General features: G+C 72.6%; 14 protein-coding genes. 10 read left to right on the top strand and 4 right to left on the bottom strand.

All coding sequences use genetic code 11. The features are described from left to right. Window positions 1–5 precede the first annotated feature (5 nt). Window positions 6–1,151: a helix-turn-helix domain-containing protein gene (locus tag O7615_RS09735; protein WP_278177063.1), complete on the bottom strand. Its 1,146-nt coding sequence runs from the start codon at window positions 1,149–1,151 to the stop codon at window positions 6–8. A 232-nt stretch (window positions 1,152–1,383) separates the two neighbouring features. Here O7615_RS09735 and O7615_RS09730 point away from each other — a divergent pair, with 232 nt between their 5' ends. The 3 genes from O7615_RS09730 (at window position 1,384) to O7615_RS09720 (ending at window position 5,019) form a co-directional block, all read left to right on the top strand. Further along, window positions 1,384–2,835, top strand: a complete 1,452-nt coding sequence (locus tag O7615_RS09730) for a Tat pathway signal protein (RefSeq protein ID WP_278177061.1) — start codon at window positions 1,384–1,386, stop codon at window positions 2,833–2,835. A gap of 357 nt (window positions 2,836–3,192) precedes the next feature. Beyond that, entirely contained in the window at window positions 3,193–4,137 is a 945-nt protein-coding gene (locus O7615_RS09725) for a Ppx/GppA phosphatase family protein (protein ID WP_278177059.1), read from the top strand. A gap of 75 nt (window positions 4,138–4,212) precedes the next feature. Continuing rightward, window positions 4,213–5,019 carry a sugar phosphate isomerase/epimerase gene (locus tag O7615_RS09720; protein ID WP_278177058.1) on the top strand — a complete coding sequence of 269 codons (807 nt, stop codon included), beginning with the start codon at window positions 4,213–4,215 and terminating at the stop codon, window positions 5,017–5,019. A 26-nt stretch (window positions 5,020–5,045) separates the two neighbouring features. On the opposite strand, the gene O7615_RS09715 is transcribed toward O7615_RS09720, so the two are convergent. From O7615_RS09715 to O7615_RS09705, 3 genes are read right to left on the bottom strand one after another with little or no spacing between them, the layout of a single operon-like run. Beyond that, window positions 5,046–5,603, bottom strand: coding sequence for a CGNR zinc finger domain-containing protein (locus O7615_RS09715; RefSeq protein ID WP_278177056.1), 558 nt, complete (start codon window positions 5,601–5,603; stop codon window positions 5,046–5,048). Between the two features lie 19 nt (window positions 5,604–5,622). Next, window positions 5,623–6,789: a glutathionylspermidine synthase family protein gene (locus tag O7615_RS09710; RefSeq protein ID WP_278177054.1), complete on the bottom strand. Its 1,167-nt coding sequence runs from the start codon at window positions 6,787–6,789 to the stop codon at window positions 5,623–5,625. A 2-nt stretch (window positions 6,790–6,791) separates the two neighbouring features. Continuing rightward, a complete protein-coding gene (locus tag O7615_RS09705; protein ID WP_278177053.1) occupies window positions 6,792–7,070 on the bottom strand; it encodes a hypothetical protein in 279 nt (92 codons plus the stop codon). Window positions 7,071–7,154: 84 nt separating this feature from the next. Here O7615_RS09705 and O7615_RS09700 point away from each other — a divergent pair, with 84 nt between their 5' ends. From O7615_RS09700 to O7615_RS09670, 7 genes are all read left to right on the top strand, one after another. Continuing rightward, window positions 7,155–8,075 (top strand): proline dehydrogenase family protein, encoded by a 921-nt coding sequence (locus O7615_RS09700; RefSeq protein WP_278177052.1) that lies wholly within the window; start codon window positions 7,155–7,157, stop codon window positions 8,073–8,075. Between the two features lie 94 nt (window positions 8,076–8,169). Further along, on the top strand, window positions 8,170–8,970 hold the full coding sequence (locus O7615_RS09695) for an alpha/beta hydrolase (protein ID WP_278177051.1): 801 nt from the start codon (window positions 8,170–8,172) through the stop codon (window positions 8,968–8,970). Further along, the gene (locus O7615_RS09690; RefSeq protein ID WP_278177050.1) at window positions 8,963–9,553 is read left to right on the top strand and encodes a TetR/AcrR family transcriptional regulator; all 591 of its coding nucleotides are present in this window, start codon (window positions 8,963–8,965) and stop codon (window positions 9,551–9,553) included. The genes O7615_RS09695 and O7615_RS09690 overlap by 8 nt, the downstream gene beginning before the upstream one ends. Before the next feature lie 67 nt (window positions 9,554–9,620). Further along, the gene (locus O7615_RS09685) at window positions 9,621–11,159 is read left to right on the top strand and encodes a hypothetical protein (RefSeq protein ID WP_278177049.1); all 1,539 of its coding nucleotides are present in this window, start codon (window positions 9,621–9,623) and stop codon (window positions 11,157–11,159) included. A 40-nt stretch (window positions 11,160–11,199) separates the two neighbouring features. Then, window positions 11,200–12,585, top strand: a complete 1,386-nt coding sequence (locus O7615_RS09680) for an efflux RND transporter periplasmic adaptor subunit (RefSeq protein WP_278177048.1) — start codon at window positions 11,200–11,202, stop codon at window positions 12,583–12,585. Further along, complete coding sequence (locus tag O7615_RS09675; protein ID WP_347405081.1) at window positions 12,582–13,343, top strand: ABC transporter ATP-binding protein; 762 nt, start codon at window positions 12,582–12,584, stop codon at window positions 13,341–13,343. The genes O7615_RS09680 and O7615_RS09675 overlap by 4 nt, the downstream gene beginning before the upstream one ends. Continuing rightward, window positions 13,340–14,524, top strand: a complete 1,185-nt coding sequence (locus O7615_RS09670; protein WP_278177047.1) for an ABC transporter permease — start codon at window positions 13,340–13,342, stop codon at window positions 14,522–14,524. Before O7615_RS09675 ends, O7615_RS09670 begins: the two co-directional genes overlap by 4 nt. The last annotated feature ends 108 nt before the right edge of the window (window positions 14,525–14,632 follow it).

Genomic DNA, 14,632 nt, shown 5'->3' with positions numbered 1-14,632 from the left:
TGCGGTCACCGGGTGAGCCCGACGATGGTTGCCAGCCGGGCCACGCTGGCGGTTGCCGGGCCGCTGCGGGCGAGGTCGGCGACGAGGGTACGGACGGTGGGCCGACAGCGTATCTCGGCGGGCGCGATGACGTCGGCGTCGACGAGTGCCCGTGCGGCTGCGGTGTAGTCGCCGGCGTGCAGGTACGTGCGGGCGGCGTCGACGAGGTGGGCGGCCCGGTGTTCGGGGGGTAACCGGCGCCAGCCGTCGCGGCGAATGGCATCCTCGTGGCGGTACACCGCTTCGGCGATGTCGCCGAGATGCAGGGCGGCGAGGAAGCGGGCCAACTGCACGGTGGTGGGCCCGAACGAGGTGTGGTGCGGGTCGCTGTCGTCGGTACGCCGATCGGCCAGCTCGGCGGCGTGGTCGATCAGGTCCCCGGCGTTGCGGCGGTCGTCGCAGCCGGCGGCGGCAAGTCCGGCCTGGAGCAGCAGGGTTCCCCGTACCGTGTGGTGCGCCGGGGTGGTGGTGGCGACGACGGCGGCGGTGAGCGCGAGGTCGTCGCGGCCGAGAGCACGCAGGGCCTGGGCGACGGCGATGGTGGCGGTGCCGGTTCCGGTGGGATTTCCGTCGGCGGTGGTCACGGCCCGGTCGGCGGCGAGCCAGGCGAGGTCGGCTTCGCCGAGCTTGGTCAGTATCGAAGCGGTGATCCGGTAGGCGGGCAGCAGCAGGGCCGGTGTGCCACGGGCGGTGCCGAGCAGGGCGGGCAGGGCACGCAGGAGTTGGGTGTAGTGGGCACGCTGGTAGGCCAGCCAGGCATGGGCGATGTGCTGGCGTGCCTGATCCGGCGGCATGGCCTGGCAGGGCTGGTGGTGGTAGCGGGCGAGGGCGGCGCGGACCGCGTCGATTCCGTCCGCACGGGGTGTCCCCGGCAGCGGCTGGCGGGGGCCGAGTAGGGCCGCCGGGTCGAGGCGGAGGACGGTGGCGATGTCCTGGATCACGGAGTAGCGATCGAGGGTGCGTACGCCGCGTTCGATCTTGTCGACCCAGCTCTTCGACTTGCCGAGCCGGTCGGCGAAGACCTGCTGACTCATGCCTCGGTGGGCCCGCAGCTCCGCCACCCGCCGCCCGATCGGCACCGCGTTGTGGTCGCGCCGCTCCCGGCCGGTCATGGCTGCTGCCCCGCAGCTGGCCGCATAGCCTCGGTGGACTCTCCGCAGCGCGGACACCACCGCGACTTGACCCGGAACGCGAACAGCCCGACCAGAAAGCCCGGCACCAGACCACCGAACAACGCGACCGGCACGAGATCGAGAACCACGGGCGCTCACCTCCTGTGTCGTAGGGTCTACGTACAGTGAATGGGCTCGCTGTGTGGTCCGATAGCTCGACGGGCCATCGGGCATGTTGAACGTGTTGAACGCCGGATCCCGCACGGAAGGCCAGCAGATGGCGCGTGCACCGAGGCAACGCAACGAGAAGTTGCTGACGGTCATCAAGGAATGTCAGTGGTCCTACGATGCCTGCGCCGTAGCCGTCCGGGCGGTCGCTCAGGAGAACGGCGAAACCTCCGCTTCCTTCGACCGATCCCATGTGGGGCACTGGATCGCCGGAGTGACGCCCAGCAGCAGAAACTCCCGATTCCTGGCCGAAGCGATCTCCCGCAGGCTCGGCCGCGTGGTGAATCCCATTGATCTCGGACTTCGCGGAACCGATAGTCTGGAGCCTGACCTCATCGGCCTGGATTGGTGGGAGCAAGCCCCGGCTACCGATCTCATCACAGTCGGGAGGGCCGACTTGGAGCGACGAGAGTTCGGGCTCGCCGCGCTGTACTCGTTGGCGGCGCTCGCGGTCCCGCTCGATTCGTGGCAGGAGATCGCGGAGCGAGGCCGGCGTGCCCAGGGCGGAGTTGTGCCGGTGGGCCGAAGCGAGATCGACGCCGTGCGCGACATGCTGACTGTGTTCAGCAGAGCCGATGAGCGGCTCGGCGGCGGTTACGCCCGCCTCGCGGTTGTCCAATATCTCACCTCCGACGTGGCGGGCTACCTCCAGGGACGCTTTTCCTCAGCGGAAGACCGCAAGGCCATGTTCAGCGTTGCAGCCGAGACGACGTATCTCGCCGGCTGGAAAGCCTTCGACTCATCTCTGCATGGACTGGCCCAGCGCTATTACGTGCAGGCGCTGCGTCTGGCGAACGAGGCAGACGACCGGCCGCTCGCCGGATTCACCCTGCGAGCGATGGCGCACCAGGCGGTTGATCTCGGCCACGGACAGGAAGCCCTACAACTCGCTGATGCCGCCCTGGCATGGTCGAGAGGAAGAGCTACCCCGGCTGCAACCGCGCTCTTCACCATCCTCACCGCGCGGGGGCATGCCGCGACAGGCGACAAGGCCCGTACGTCAGCGGCGATACGAGCAGCCGAAACGCACCTCGCGAAGGCGCTGCCCGACGACGAGCCAGCCTGGATCCGGACCAGCGGATTCACCGAAACATCCCTGGCGAGTCAAGCTGGCCAGGCCCTCCGCGACCTGGGTGACCTCCCGGCAGCCGAAACCCAACTCCGCCGGTCCATCGCCACCCGCAACCCGGAGGCGTACCGACGCATCCATACCCTGACGCTGGCCAACCTCGCCGACGTCCAATGCGGCCAGGGGCGACTTCGCGAGGCAACCGAGCACTGGAACCACGCCATGGACACCATGTCAGGCGTCACGTCCGGCCGAGCATCCTCGGCCGTGAAGAACATCAGAACCCGCCTCAGCAGCTTCGGCCCCCGCCTTCCGTCCTTCGCCAAGCAGCTCGACCAACGGGCGACGGCATTCCTACGCCACGATCATCCGCCCACCTACACGTGACCCTCCGCCGGGAGCCCGCTGTCCAGACCCTCACCGGGCAAGTCACCTCCGCCAGGTGCGTCGGCCATCCGGGCGGAACATCGGCGATCGGCCGGCGGCCCGTCCAGCGCGGACGCTGTTCCCAACGGATGAAATGCGGCTACGGGACTTGGACAGTTCCCGTTCCGAGGGCAAGGTCCCGTCGGATCACGCTCCCAAGATCCGCACAGTTTCAGGGATGTTGCTGCCTCAACTCCGACCGAGGCAGCAGTATCAGGGAAGTTGTGCGGATCATGAACATGGGCCGAGGTCTGGATCGGGTGTCGCCGCTGGACCCGGAGCACGGTCGCATGACGTGGCACTGGCTAGGGTGCTCCCATGCGACTGGGGGTCCTCGACGTCGGTTCCAACACGGTGCATCTGCTGGTGGTCGACGCTCACCGGGGGGCGCATCCGTGGCCGGCCCACTCGGAGAAGAGCGTGCTGCGGCTGGCCGAGCAGATCGGGCCGGACGGCGCGCTCCGCGAGGTCGGCGCGGACGCCCTGGTCACGGCGGTCGGCGCGGCCCGCACCTCGGCCACCGGCTTGGCGGTCGACGAGCTGATCGCCTTCGCCACCTCCGCGGTACGCGACGCCGCCAACGCCCCCGAGGTGCTGGCCCGGGTGCGGGACTCCACCGGCGTACGCCTGGAGGTGCTCTCCGGCGCCGACGAGGCGCGGATGACCTTCCTCGCGGTCCGGCGGTGGTTCGGTTGGTCCGCGGGGCGGCTGCTGGTGCTGGACATCGGTGGCGGCTCGCTGGAGATCGCGGCCGGCATCGACGAGGATCCGGACGCTGCGGTGTCGCTGCCCCTGGGTGCCGGTCGGCTGACCCGCGACCGGCTCGGCGTCGATCCGGAGAGTACGCTACCGCCCGCGCCGGAGACGGTGGAGGAGCTGCGGCAGTACGTCGAGTCCGTGCTCGACCCGGTGGTGGAGCTGATGACCGAGGTCGGCTGGGAGCGCCCGGTGGCCACCTCCAAGACGTTCCGTACGCTGGCCCGCCTCGCCGGTGCGGCGCCCAGCGGCGCCGGACTCTGGACGCGGCGCCGGCTCACCCGGTCCGGGCTGCGACAGGTGCTCGGTTTCATCCGGCACATCCCCCCGGCGCAGCTGGTCGAGCTGGAGGGGGTGAGCGCCGGCCGCGCCCACCAACTGCTGGCCGGTGCGGTGGTCGCCGAGGCGGTCATGCGCCGGCTCGGGGTGGACTCCCTGGACGTCTGCCCGTGGGCACTGCGGGAGGGCGTGATCCTCAACCGGATGGACCGACTGGCGCCGGTGTGATCCCGATCGTCCTCGTCGCCCGGTTTGCGGCTTCTCGTCGTGATGGCTCGATCGATGCCGGCTACCCTCGGTGGTGTGACTTCCCGCGTCCCGGTGCTCCTGTCCAGTTCCTCGGTCTTTCCTGAACGGACCGCGGCGGCGTTTCAGCTGGCCGCGGCGCACGGCTACGACGGGCTCGAGGTGATGGTGTGGACCGATGCCGTCAGCCAGGACGCCGGCGCGCTGCGCGGGCTGTCCGATCACTACGGCGTGCCGGTGCTCTCCGTGCACGCACCCTGCCTGCTCGTGACGCAGCGGGTGTGGAGCCCCGACCCGTGGGAGCGGCTGCGCCGGGCGGCGGCGCTGGCCGAGACGCTGGAGGCGCCGACCGTGGTGGTGCATCCGCCGTTCACCTGGCAGCGGGATTACGCCCGCAACTTCGCCGAAGGGCTCGACCGGGTGGCCGGTGAGTTCGGCGGGCTGCGGTTCGCGGTGGAGAACATGTACCCGGTGCGGATGGCCGGTCGCCAGTTCGTCCCGTATGTGCCCGGTTGGGATCCGACCGAGGCCGGCTACTCCTCCTACACGCTCGATCTGTCGCACTGCGCCGCGTCGCACACCGACGCCCTGGAGATGGCCGACCGGATGGGCGGCGGCCTGGCGCACGTGCACCTCGGCGACGGCACCGGGGAGGGGCGCGACGAGCATCTGGTGCCGGGGCGCGGCACCCAGCCCTGCGCCGAGCTGCTGCGCTCGCTGGCCGGCCGGGGGTTCACCGGTTCGGTGGCGGTGGAGGTGACCACCCGGGGCGCGAAGAGCCGGCAGGTCCGCGAGGCCGACCTGCGCGAGGCGTTGGCCTTCGCCCGCCAGCACCTCAACACCCCGTCCCCGGTCGACGCCTGACAGCACCCCCGGGCCGGTGGCGGCGGTCAGGAAACCGGCGTCAGCGGGTCGGTCTGCGCCGGCACGGCGGCCCGCTTGCGGGCCCGGTGGGCGGCCACATGTGAGCGGGTGGCGCAGCGCTCCGAGCAGAACCGCCGGCAGCAGTTGGACGAGGTGTCCAGGTAGACGTTGCCGCAGCGGTTGTCGGCACAGACACCGAACCGGGCGCTGCCGTACTCGCAGAGCCAGACCGACAGGCCCCAGACCGCACCGGCGAGGTACTCCGAGCTGACCGAGGCGCCTCGACTGGTGACGTGCATGTGCCAGTCACTGGAGTCGTGCCCCGAGATGCGTGGCTGCACCGGGAACGCCTCCAGCAGCGAGTTCAGCTCCGCCACCGCCTGGGCGTCCCGCCCGGAGGTGCCGTACTCGAAGACGTCACGCAGCCGCTTCTGTGCGCGCCGGAAGGTCGCCAGGTCCCGTTCCGCGACCTCGTCGCGCATCCACTCGTGGTCCTCGGAGAAGATGGCACGCAGGTCGTCGAGGTCGTCCAGGCGGGCGTTGACGAGGTCAACTCCGGTCCGGGCGTACGCGTCGAAGTTCACGCCTCCAAAGGTAGACGACTTATCCTGGACGCGGCGCGTCGATGTAGTGCGGGAGGAACCGCGCGTAGCCGTCGGTGATCAGCCCGGCGCTCTCCCGGAGCCCGGCGCCCGCCGACTCGCCGTCGACGATCCAGCTGCCCAGCACCATCCGGCTCCCGGCGAACTCGGGCAGCGCCCGGAACTCCTGGTAGCAGAAGCCCTCGTCGCCGTAGTCGCCCGGACTGGTGATCTCCTCACCGGCGGTGACGATCCGCACCGCGGCCCCCTCGCGGCCGAGCAGCGGCTTGGCGACGTACTCCGGCATGCCGCGAGGTGCGTCCAGGTATGCGGGCAGCAGCAGCTCATGCCCCGGATACAGTTCCCAGAGCACGGCCAGCAGCGCCTTGTTGGACAGCAGCAGCTTCCAGGCGGGCTCGATCCAGGTGGTCGGCGTGCCCGGCTCCAGCGCCAGCGGCCCGTACGGCTCGGTGAGCATCCACTCCCACGGGTAGAGCTTGAAGCAGGTGGTGACCGGCCGATCGGCGGTGTCGACGAAGCGCCGGCCGTCCCAGCCCAGCTCCTGGATCGGCAGCAGCTCGACGTCCAGCCCGGCCTGGCGGGCGGTCTCGGCCAGGTAGCCGGCGGTCATGTGGTCCTCGCCGGTCTCCTCCTCGCGGGACCAGACCACGTGCACCCGCCGGTCGTGCAGGCCGGCACCGATCTTCGCCCAGGTGGCGACCAGCCGCTCGTGCAGGCTGTTCCACTGGTCGAGTTCCCGTCGGGTGTGCTCCAGCCAGTACCACTGGATGACGCTCGCCTCGACCAACGCGGTCGGGGTGTCCGCGTTGTATTCCAGCAGCTTCGGCGGCCAGCTGCCGTCGTACCAGAGATCGAAGCGGCCGTAGAGGGTGGGCGGCGTCTCCCGCAGCGACCGGGCGACGGCCTCGGCGGCGAAGGCGGGGATGCCGAACTCGGCGTACCGGTTGCGCGCCACCACGTGCTCGGCGGCGGCCAGCGACATCCGGTGCAGCTCCTCGGTGGCCTCCTCCAGCCGCAGCACCTCGTCCAGCTCGAAGGCGTACGCCGCGGTCTCGTCCCAGTACGACATCACCCCGCCGTCGGGCAGCTCGGTGTCGACGTAGACCAGGCCCTGCTCGCGGACGGTGGCGTCCCAGTCGGGGCGCGGGTCGACCCGTTCGCGGCGCATGGTCAGCCGCCGCAGGCGGCGAGGTGGGTGCCGAAGCCGCCGCGCTCGGGCACGGCCGCGCCGACCGGCTGCGGGGCGCCCCGGCCGGCCGGTTCGGCGACCGACGCCGGGATCCGCATGGCCAGGGCCACCGTGTCGCCGCCGCCCGTCGGACCGAGGGCGCAGTCGTCATCGTCGTCGTCGGAGGTCATGTTGCAGCCGGAGAGGGCGAGTGCCAGCGCGGTGAGCGCGCCGAGCTGCACGGAGGCCGACCGCAGCCGGCGGCGGGGGCGATGGTTCACGCCCCCGTTGTAGTCGATCGTCGCCATCCGCGCCGCCCCGGGCTGGGCAGCACGTGGGGTCCGGACGGGCGTTACGCTCGGCTCATGCTCCGTACGGTCATTCTCGCCGCCTCCCGGTCATCCCGGGTCGAGCGGCTCGTCGCGACGGCCCCGTTCTCCCGGGACGTCGTGCGCCGGTTCGTCGCCGGCGCCAGGACCGCCGACGCGTTGCGCGCGACCCGCGAACTCGTCGACGACGGTCTCGCGGTCACCCTCGACAACCTCGGTGAGGACACCGTCACCGACGAGCAGGCCAGCGCCACCCGGGACGAGTATCTCGCGCTGCTGCGGATGCTCGCCGAGGCGGGGCTGACGCCCGCCGCCGAGGTGAGCGTGAAGCTCTCCGCGCTCGGCCAGGCATTCGACGAGCAGCTCGCGTACGACAACGCGCGGGCGATCTGTGCCGCCGCCGAGTCGGCCGGGACCACGGTCACGCTGGACATGGAGGACCACACCACCACCGACTCGACCCTGGACATCCTCGCCAAGCTCCGCAAGGATTTTCCGTCCACCGGCGCGGTGCTGCAGGCGTATCTGCGGCGTACCGAGTCGGACTGCCGCGAGCTGGCCCCGGCCGGGTCGCGGGTGCGGCTGTGTAAGGGTGCGTACCGGGAGCCGGAGTCGGTGGCCTACCAGTCGGCCCGCGAGGTGGACAAGGCCTACGTCCGCTGCCTCAATATCCTGATGTCCGGCGACGGCTATCCGATGCTGGCCACCCATGACCCGCGCCTGATCGCCATCGGCGAGGACCGGGCCCGCTGGTTCGACCGGAGCCCCGACGGCTTCGAGTTCCAGATGCTCTACGGCATCCGGCCGGAGGAGCAGGCCCGTCTGGTCGGGGAGGGCTACCGGGTGCGCACCTACGTCCCCTACGGCGACGACTGGTACGGCTATCTGATGCGCCGCCTCGCCGAGCGCCCCGCCAACCTGGCCTTCTTCGCCCGGGCGCTCACCTCCCGGAAGTAGCTTCCCCCGCGCGTATCCGGGCCGTCGACCTCTCGCGTCGACGGCCCGCGGCGTTCCCTTGACGAATCTGGCTAAGAGTATTAGCTTTATGGCTATGATGCTTAGCTTTGTGGAACGGGACGGCGGCCGGATCGCGTACGAGGTGCACGGGCGGGGGCCGCTGATCGTCCTCTCGCACGGCATGGGGGAGAACCGGCACTCCTACCGGCATCTGATTCCGCTACTGGTCGGGGCGGGCTACCGGGTGGCCTCGGTCGACGTGCGCGGGCACGGCGACTCCAGCGCCGGCTGGCCGTCGTACGCACCGGCGGAGGTGGGTGGCGACCTGCTCGCGGTGGTCCGCCACCTCGACGGCGGCCCGGCCGTCCTGGTCGGCAACTCCTCCAGTGGCGCGGCCGTGGTCTTCGCCGCCGCCGAGGCACCGGAACTGGTCGCCGGCATCGTGCTGGTCGGCGCGTTCGTCGGGCAGCCGAGGCTCAGCCTCTTCCTGCGCCTGGCCCAGCACGTGGTGCTGCGCAGCCCACGGCTGTTCGGGATGTTCCACCGCACGCTCTTCCCCGTGCACCGGCCGAGCGACGACGCGGCGTACCGCAAGGAGATGGTGGCCGCGCTGCGCCGCCCCGGCCGGATGGCGCCGGTGCGCGGCGTGATCCACCCGGTCGAGCCGCACTGGACCGCCCGCGCCCCGCAGGTGCGGCAACCGGTGCTGGTGCTGATGGGCACGAAGGATCCCGACTTCCCCGACCCGGGCGCTGAAGCCCGGGCCGCCCGGCGGCTCTTCGAGGTCGCCGAGGCGCGGATGATCACCGACGCCGGCCACTATCCGCACGCCGACCGCCCGGCGGCGATGTCGGCCGAACTGGTCGACTTCATGGCGGTGACCGGGCGTGCCTAGGGCCGGGCTCAACCCGGACGTCGTCGTGCGCGAGGCGGCCCGGCTCGCCGACGAGGTCGGGTACCACCGGCTCACCCTCGCCGCGCTGGCCAACCGGCTCGGCGTCGCGCTGCCCAGCCTCTACAAGCACGTCAAGGGCGCCGACGCGCTCGGGCAGAAGCTCGCCGCGCTGGCCACCGCCGAGATCGCCAACGAGATGACCACGGCCGCCGCCGGCCGGAGCGGCGACGAGGCACTGCGGGCCGTCGCCGCCGCCTACCGCGCGTACGCCCGGCGGCATCCCGGCCGCTATCCGGCCACCCAGCGGGTGCCGGACCCGGCCGACCCGGCGCACCTGGCCGCCGGGGAGCGTGCGGTCGGCGTCGTCTACGCCATCCTGCGGGGGTACGGCATCGGCGGCGACGCCGCGGTGGACGCGGTCCGGATGTTCCGCGCCGCCGTGCACGGGTTTGTCTCGCTGGAGGCGGCCGGTGACTTCGGCCTGCCCCGCGAGGTCGACCGCTCCTTCGACCGGATGATCTCCGCCCTGAGCGTCGCGTTCCGCTCGTGGCCCACGCCGGAGGAGGAGATCGGCCCGGACTGACTCCCGGACCGGGGCGTGCTCCGATGTGGACTTTCGCTGATGCCGGTACGGGCCGTACCCTTCGCCGGTGACCAACGGGGGCCCCGCAGCCGACGACCAGCCAGCACCGACCGAACCCGTAGCCGACGACCATCCGGCAGCGACCGAGCCCCTAGCCGACGACCAGCCGGCACCGATCGAGCCGGCACCGATCTGGCCCGCACTGGCCGGGGAAGCCGGGACGGCCGGGGAAGCCGGGACGGCCGGGGAAGCCGGGACGGCCGGGGAAGCCGGGACGGCCGGGGAAGCCGGGACGGCGGCGGTGACCACCGATCCGGTACCCGCCCGGCGCCGGCGCTGGCCGCTCTGGGCCGCGCTGGTCGCGGTCGTGCTGGTGCTGACCGCGGGCGTCCCCGCGGTGCTGCTGACCGGGGCGCTGCGGAACGCGGACGGGGGCAAGCCCGCCACGGCCGCCTCGCCGACGGAGAACCCGACCACCCTCGCCGCTCGGCAGGTGGCCGAACGGATCACCGCGCAGCTCGACAAACAGGCCACCGCGCTGCTCGACGGGGACCGGTCCGGATTCGTCGCGGTCGCGGCACCGGCCGTGCGCACCGAGCTGCGCCGCCGGTTCGACGCGCTCAGGGCGCTACGCGTGACCCACTGGCAGGGACGCCCGAGCGGCCTGCCCACCTCGGCCGGTCGGGCGGGGGAGTGGCGGTTGCCGGTCGAGTTCCAGTTCTGCTTCGTCGTACCGGACTGTCAACCCAGCCCGATGATCGTCGAGACCCGGTGGCGGGACGGTGCGGAGCCCCGGCTGCTCGCGTTGGCGAAGTCGAAGTCCTCGCCGTATGTGAACGGCCGCTTCAACGGGCAGCCCGGCGTCCTGCCCTGGGAGGTCAGCGACCTGGCCGTCAAGGTGGGCAAGCGCGTCGTCGTGGCCAGCACCCCGGCGCACCGCGACCGGCTGCCGGCCCTGTTGAAGCGGGCCGAGGCGGCGGCGAAGGTGGCCGATGCGTACGTCGTGGCCGGTGCGCCACCCGACCGGTACCGCATCTTCTACGCCGGGCCGAAGGAGTGGGCGCGCTGGTACGGCGGCGACCAACCGGAGTGGGGCGCCGGGTACGCGGTCAACGTCGGCGGCGGTCATCACGAGGTCGTGCTGGCGCCCGAGACGCTCGGCTACGGTCCCGCGCTGGACGAGTTGCTCCGGCACGAGCTGGCCCACGCCGCCTCGCTGCCCGACAACAGCTACTGGGACGACTCGGCCTGGTGGCTGATCGAGGGCTTGGCCGAGCACGCGGGCGCCGACGGCCAGTCGGTCACCCGGTACGAGGGGCTGGTGCCCACCCGTCGGCTGGTGAAGGGCGACTGGAACGGCAAGCTGGACAATCTCATGCCCGCCGATGACGCGTCGGACGACCAGGTGACGGCCAGATACGGGATCGCCTACCTCGCCTTCCGGCACCTGGTCGACCGCTTCGGCGAGGAACGGGCGTACGCCTTCTTCAAGGCGGTGGTGCACGACCTGCGGTTGCCGGCACAGACCTCCGAGGAGATCTTCGGCGAGAGCTGGGCCAAGCTGCGGAAGGAGTGCGTCGCGTCCATCCGCGCGGCAGTGCGCTGACCGGGCGGCGCGTCGCCGCCGGTCGACGCGGGCTCGTAGCATGTGTCGCGTGCGCCGCACCCACTCGCCGCGGCTGCCCGCAGTCACGCGGCCCCGCCTGCTCACCGCCCTGCTCGCCGTCGCCGTCCTGATCCTCACCAGTGCCGCCTCCTGTGGCGGCGACGAGCCGTCGATCGCACTCGCCTCGGCGGCGCGGGCACCGGTGGCCGAGGAGATCGATGCCCCGGCCACGGTGACCGCCCGAGCCGCGGCCACCCTCACCGCTCCCGCCGACGGCACGCTGGGTCGTCTCCGCGTCGAGCCGGGCCAGCGGGTCACGCGCGGCCAGGTGCTCGCCGTGATCAACTCGCCGTCGGCGCGGGAGCGGCTCCGCCAGGCGCGCGCCGCCCTGGCCGCCGCCAAGCGGGCCGGTGGCGGCGGGGGCGGCAATCTCGCCGGTTCCCTGCGGGGCACCGACCGGGCGGCCGGCGAGGCGCACGCCGCCGCCCGCGCCGCGGCGGCGAAGATCAGCGATCCGGAGCTGCGAAAGGCGCTGCTCACCCAGGTCGAGGCCGCGCAGCGGCAGTACGATGCCGCCGCGCGCACCGCCGACCGGGCGGTACGCGAGGTGCAGCGCGGCGTACGCAACCTGAACTCCGCCGTCGACGCGCTCGCCACCGCGCAACGGCTCCAGGCGCAGCAGGCGTACGACCTGGCCAAGGCGACGGTGGACGCGCTGACCCTGCGCGCCCCGATCGCCGGGGTCGTGCAGCCGGGCGGGGTCAGCGCCGGCGGCTCGACCGGCGCGCTCGGCGGGCTGCTGGAGTCGGGTGGACTGCCGGCCGGGATCGGCCCGGAGGCGCTCGGCGCGCCGGCGGGACCGCCGCCGGGCGTGGACACCGCCGTCCCGGTGGGCGGCCGGGTCACCGCCGGCACTCCCGTGCTGACCGTGGTGGACACCCGCGAGTTGGGCCTGCTGGCCGAGGTCGACGAGACCGACGTACTGCTCGTCCGGGCCGGGCTCACCGGCACGGTCGAGTTGGACGCGGTCACCGGCGCCACGTACGAGGCCACCGTCCGCTCGATCGACGTGCTGCCCAGCACCTCGGCCCGGGGCGGGGTGAGCTACCGGGTCCGGCTCACCCTCGGTGCCGGTCGGTTCGGCGAGGCCGAGCCCGCGCCGACGCCGCGCCCGGGGATGAACGCGGTGCTGCGGCTGCGGGTCCGGGAGGAGGCGGACGCGGTGACCGTGCCCGCGTCGGCGGTCTTCTCCGTAGACGGGCGGGACACGGTCTGGCTGGTCCGGGACGGCCGGGCCGACCGGGCGGCGGTCACCGTCGGCGTGCAGGGTCAGGATCTGGTGCAGATCGTCGACGGGGTGCAGGCCGGCGACCGGATCGTGGTGCGCGGCACCGATCAGGTCCGCGAGGGCCAGGAGGTCGGGTGAGCCGCGAGCCGGCCATCGAGGCGGTCGACGTGTCCCGGACGTACCAGCTCGACGGGGTGTCCGTGCCCGCCCTGCGGGGCGTGTCGCTGACCGTCGAGGCCGGCGATCACGTGGCGCTGATCGGTCCATCCGGCTCGGGCAAGTCCACGCTCATGCACCTGCTCGGCGGCCTGGACCGGCCGACCGGTGGCCGGCTGGTGATCGGCGGCCGGGACGTGGGCACGCTCTCCGCACCCGAGTTGGCCCGGCTGCGCAACGAGACCATCGGCTTCGTCTTCCAGGCGTTCCACCTGCTGGCGCGCACCACGGCCGTGGACAACGTGGCGTTGCCGCTGGTCTACCGGGGAGTGGGCGCCCGCCAGCGGCGCGAGCGCGCCGCCGCGATGCTCGGGCGGGTCGGTCTGGGGCACCGGCTGCACCACCGGCCCAACCAGCTCTCCGGTGGCGAGCAGCAGCGGGTGGCGATCGCCCGTGCCCTGGTCACCGACCCGACCGTGCTGCTGGCCGACGAGCCGACCGGCAACCTGGACAGCACCACCGGCGCGGCCGTGCTGGAACTGCTGGAACGGCTCAACGCCGAGTCCGGGGTGGCGCTGGTGATGGTCACCCACGACGCGGAGGTGGCGGCCCGGGCGCGGCGACGAATCGCGATGCGCGATGGCGTGGTCGTCGCCGACAGCGCGGTCACCCCGGCCGGCGGCTCGGCGGATCGGGCCGGCAACGGGGCGGACCTGGCCGCTGGCGGGGGCGGCTCGTGAGGTTGGCCGAGGCGTGGCGGGTGGCGTGGGACGCGCTGCGGGCCAACCGGTTGCGCAGCGCGCTGACCATGCTCGGGGTGGTCATCGGGGTGGCCTCCGTGGTGCTGCTGGTGGCCATCGGCACCGGCACCAAGCAGAAGGTCGAGCAGCAGGTGGAGGGCCTGGGCTCGAACCTGCTGCTGGTGGTGCCGGGGCGACTCGACGTGGGCTCCGCGCCGGCGGTCTCCCCGCTGACCCTGCAGGACGTCGACGCCGTCGGCCGGGTGGTCGGCGACCCGAACCGGGTGGCGGTGACGGTCGCCTCCGGCGCGACCGTACGGGCCGGCACCCGGGAGGACTTCACCACCGTCCAGGGGGTGCTGGAGAGCACCCCCACCGTCTTCGCCCGGGAACTGGCCCGGGGCCGGTACCTGACCCGCTCCGACGTGGACACCGGCCGCCGGGTCGCGGTGCTCGGCGACGCGGTCGCCCGCTCCCTCTTCCCCGACCGCGAGGCGGTCGGCCAGCAGATCAACGTGGCCGGGGTCCGCTTCCGGGTGATCGGCGTCTTCGTGCCGCTGGGGCAGAGCCTCGGCGTCGACCGGGACGACGAGGTGCACATCCCGGTGACGGCGGCCCAGCGGCTCTACGGCACCCAGCGGGTCGACGCGATCGCGGTGAAGGCGCCGGACCGGGAGCGGATCGACGAGCTGGGCGAGCGGATCGTGGCGGAGCTGAACGGCCGTCACCCGGGTACCGAGTTCAGTGCCGTCACCCAGGAACAGATCCTCGGCGTGCTGGGCGACATCCTCGGCATCCTGACCGGCGTACTGGCCGCGATCGCGGGCATCTCGCTGCTCGTCGGCGGCGTCGGCGTCTCCAACATCATGCTCGTCTCGGTACGCGAGCGGACCCGGGAGATCGGGCTGCGCAAGGCGGTCGGTGCCCGCCCCCGCGACATCGGGGTGCAGTTCCTGCTGGAGGCGGTGCTGCTGACCTCGGTCGGCGGGCTGACCGGGATGGCCCTCGGCGTGGGCGGCGCGCTGCTGGTGGCCGCCCTCTCGCCCATCCCGGCGGCGGTGACCTGGTGGTCGCTGGCACTGGCGTTCGGCGTGTCCGCGGCGGTCGGGATCGTCTTCGGGGTGGTGCCCGCCCAGCGGGCCGGCCGGCTCGACCCGGTGGTCGCCCTGCGCGCCGAGTGAACCCCGCGATACCGGCGGCCGAGGTTGATCGTCGCCAAAATTCCGCGTACGGCACCCGACCAGGGGTTTTTCCCCATCGGGCCCGAGTCGAACCATGATCAGTTGCAG

The sequence above is a fragment of the Micromonospora sp. WMMD1082 genome (assembly GCF_029626175.1).
Lineage (GTDB): Bacteria > Actinomycetota > Actinomycetes > Mycobacteriales > Micromonosporaceae > Micromonospora.
This window is presented reverse-complemented; position numbering and strand designations above follow the sequence as displayed.